At 63.1% G+C, this 2,436-nt stretch carries 2 protein-coding genes; both read left to right on the forward strand.

Going from position 1 to position 2,436, the window contains the following annotated elements; genetic code table 11:
• The first annotated feature begins 94 nt into the window (after positions 1–94).
• On the forward strand, positions 95–955 hold the full coding sequence (locus tag HT737_RS20085) for a carbon-nitrogen hydrolase family protein (RefSeq protein ID WP_047291290.1): 861 nt from the start codon (positions 95–97) through the stop codon (positions 953–955).
• Positions 956–959: 4 nt separating this feature from the next.
• Positions 960–2,436: metalloprotease TldD (gene tldD, locus HT737_RS20090; RefSeq protein WP_182403851.1), on the forward strand; the 1,477-nt coding region annotated here is incomplete at its 3' end.

Raw genomic sequence — 2,436 nt, forward strand, 5'->3', positions numbered from 1 at the left:
TTTTGATGTGGTTTTTTAAAAAGCAAAAATCAAAAAGATCGCAGCCTGCGGCAGCTCCTGCAGTGATAAGTGGACTCCCTGTCAGGAAGCGGCCATGTCTTTAGCGGTGATTCAAATGGTCAGCCAGAGCGATGTGCTGGCCAATCTGGCGCAGGCCCGACGCCTGCTTGAGCAGGCGGCAACCGGCGGCGCGAAGCTGGCAGTGCTGCCGGAAAACTTCGCCGCCATGGGGCGTCGTGACATTGCCGACATCGGCAGGGCCGAAGCGCTCGGTGAAGGCCCGATCCTGCCATGGTTGAAACAGACCGCTCGCGACCTCAAGTTATGGATAGTGGCCGGCACCTTGCCGTTGCCGCCGCTCGGGCAACCGGACGCCAAGTCTCACGCCTGCTCGCTGCTGGTCAATGATCAGGGTGAAACCGTTGCACGGTATGACAAGTTGCACCTGTTCGATGTCGATGTGGCGGACAATCGCGGGCGGTATCGCGAATCCGATGACTATGCTTATGGCAGTGGCGTCGTGGTGGCGGACACACCGGTCGGCCGAGTCGGCCTGACCGTGTGCTACGACCTGCGCTTTCCGGAGTTGTACAGCGAATTGCGCGCTGCCGGTGCCGAGTTGATCACCGCCCCGTCGGCCTTCACCGCTGTGACCGGTGCGGCGCACTGGGAGGTGCTGATTCGCGCCCGGGCCATCGAGACCCAGTGTTATGTATTGGCGGCAGCGCAGGGCGGGACTCACCCGGGACCGCGTGAAACCTTCGGTCATGCGGCGATTGTCGACCCGTGGGGCCGGGTGCTGGCGCATCAGGATCAAGGCGAGGCGGTGCTGTTGGCCGCACGCGACAGTGACGAACAAGCGTCTATCAGGGCGCGAATGCCGGTGACGAGTCATCGGCGGTTTTTCTCGCAGGGCGCCCAGCGGCCTGCTTCAGAACATGAATTTAAGGCGTAAACCTATGAGCGAGTTGTTGTCCTCAGTCAGTGATCACCTGTTGGCGCCCGGCGGCGTGACCATCGAGAGCCTGCAAGGCGTGCTCGGCGATCTGGCCGGCCCGGGGATCGATGCGGCCGACCTGTATTTCCAGGGCCAGATCTCCGAGTCGTGGTCGCTGGAAGACGGTATCGTCAAGGAAGGCAGCTTCAACCTCGACCAGGGAGTTGGCGTGCGTGCGCAGTCCGGTGAGAAAACCGGTTTTGCCTACAGCAACGCGATCACGCTTGAAGCCCTTGGTGCGGCGGCGCGTGCTGCGCGTTCGATCTCCCGCGCCGGGCAGAACGGCACGGTGCAGGCCTTCAGCACTCAGGATGTCGCACAGCTGTACGCGCCGGACAATCCGCTGGAAGTGCTGAGTCGCGCCGAGAAAGTCGAGCTGCTCAAGCGCATCGACGTCGCTACCCGCGCCCTTGATCCACGGATTCAACAGGTCAGCGTGAGCATGGCCGGGGTCTGGGAACGGATTCTGGTGGCGTCCACCGACGGTGGCCTGGCTGCTGACGTGCGTCCGCTGGTGCGTTTCAACGTCAGCGTGATCGTCGAGCAGAATGGCCGTCGCGAGCGCGGCGGGCATGGCGGTGGCGGGCGTACCGATTACCGCTATTTCCTCGCCGAAGACCGCGCCATGGGCTACGCCCGCGAAGCGCTGCGCCAGGCGCTGGTGAACCTGGAAGCGATTCCGGCACCGGCCGGCACCTTGCCTGTCGTCCTCGGTTCGGGTTGGTCCGGCGTGCTCCTGCACGAAGCGGTCGGCCACGGTCTGGAGGGGGATTTCAACCGCAAGGGCAGTTCGGCCTACAGCGGGCGGATGGGTGAAATGGTCGCTTCCAAACTCTGCACCATTGTCGATGATGGCACGTTGAGCGGCCGTCGCGGTTCGCTGAGCGTCGATGACGAAGGCACTCCGACCGAGTGCACCACGCTGATCGAGAACGGTGTGCTCAAGGGTTACATGCAGGACAAGCTCAACGCGCGCCTGATGGGTGTAGCCCGTACCGGCAACGGTCGTCGTGAGTCATACGCGCATCTGCCGATGCCGCGCATGACCAACACCTACATGCTCGGTGGCGAAAGCGATCCGGCAGAAATCATCGCATCGGTGAAGAAAGGCATCTACTGCGCCAACCTCGGCGGCGGTCAGGTTGACATCACCAGCGGCAAGTTCGTGTTCTCCACCAGCGAGGCGTACCTGATCGAGGACGGCAAGATTACCGCACCGGTCAAGGGCGCGACGTTGATCGGCAACGGCCCCGAGGCGATGAGCCGGGTGTCGATGGTCGGTAACGATCTGGCACTGGACAGCGGTGTGGGCACGTGCGGCAAGGACGGGCAGTCGGTACCGGTGGGTGTCGGTCAGCCGACGCTGAAGATCGATGCGATTACCGTGGGGGGGCACGGGCGCATAAAAAAAACCAGCTGTAGGAGCTGCCGCAGGCTGC

Origin of the sequence: Pseudomonas sp. MD195_PC81_125 (genome assembly GCF_014060985.1) — a bacterium.
Classification (GTDB): domain Bacteria; phylum Pseudomonadota; class Gammaproteobacteria; order Pseudomonadales; family Pseudomonadaceae; genus Aquipseudomonas; species Aquipseudomonas parakoreensis.

Bases quoted from the DNA above. Each gene is read 5' to 3' on its own strand.
- HT737_RS20085 (WP_047291290.1), top strand. From the start codon at position 95: ATGTCTTTAGCGGTGATTCAAATGGTCAGCCAGAGCGATGTGCTGGCC.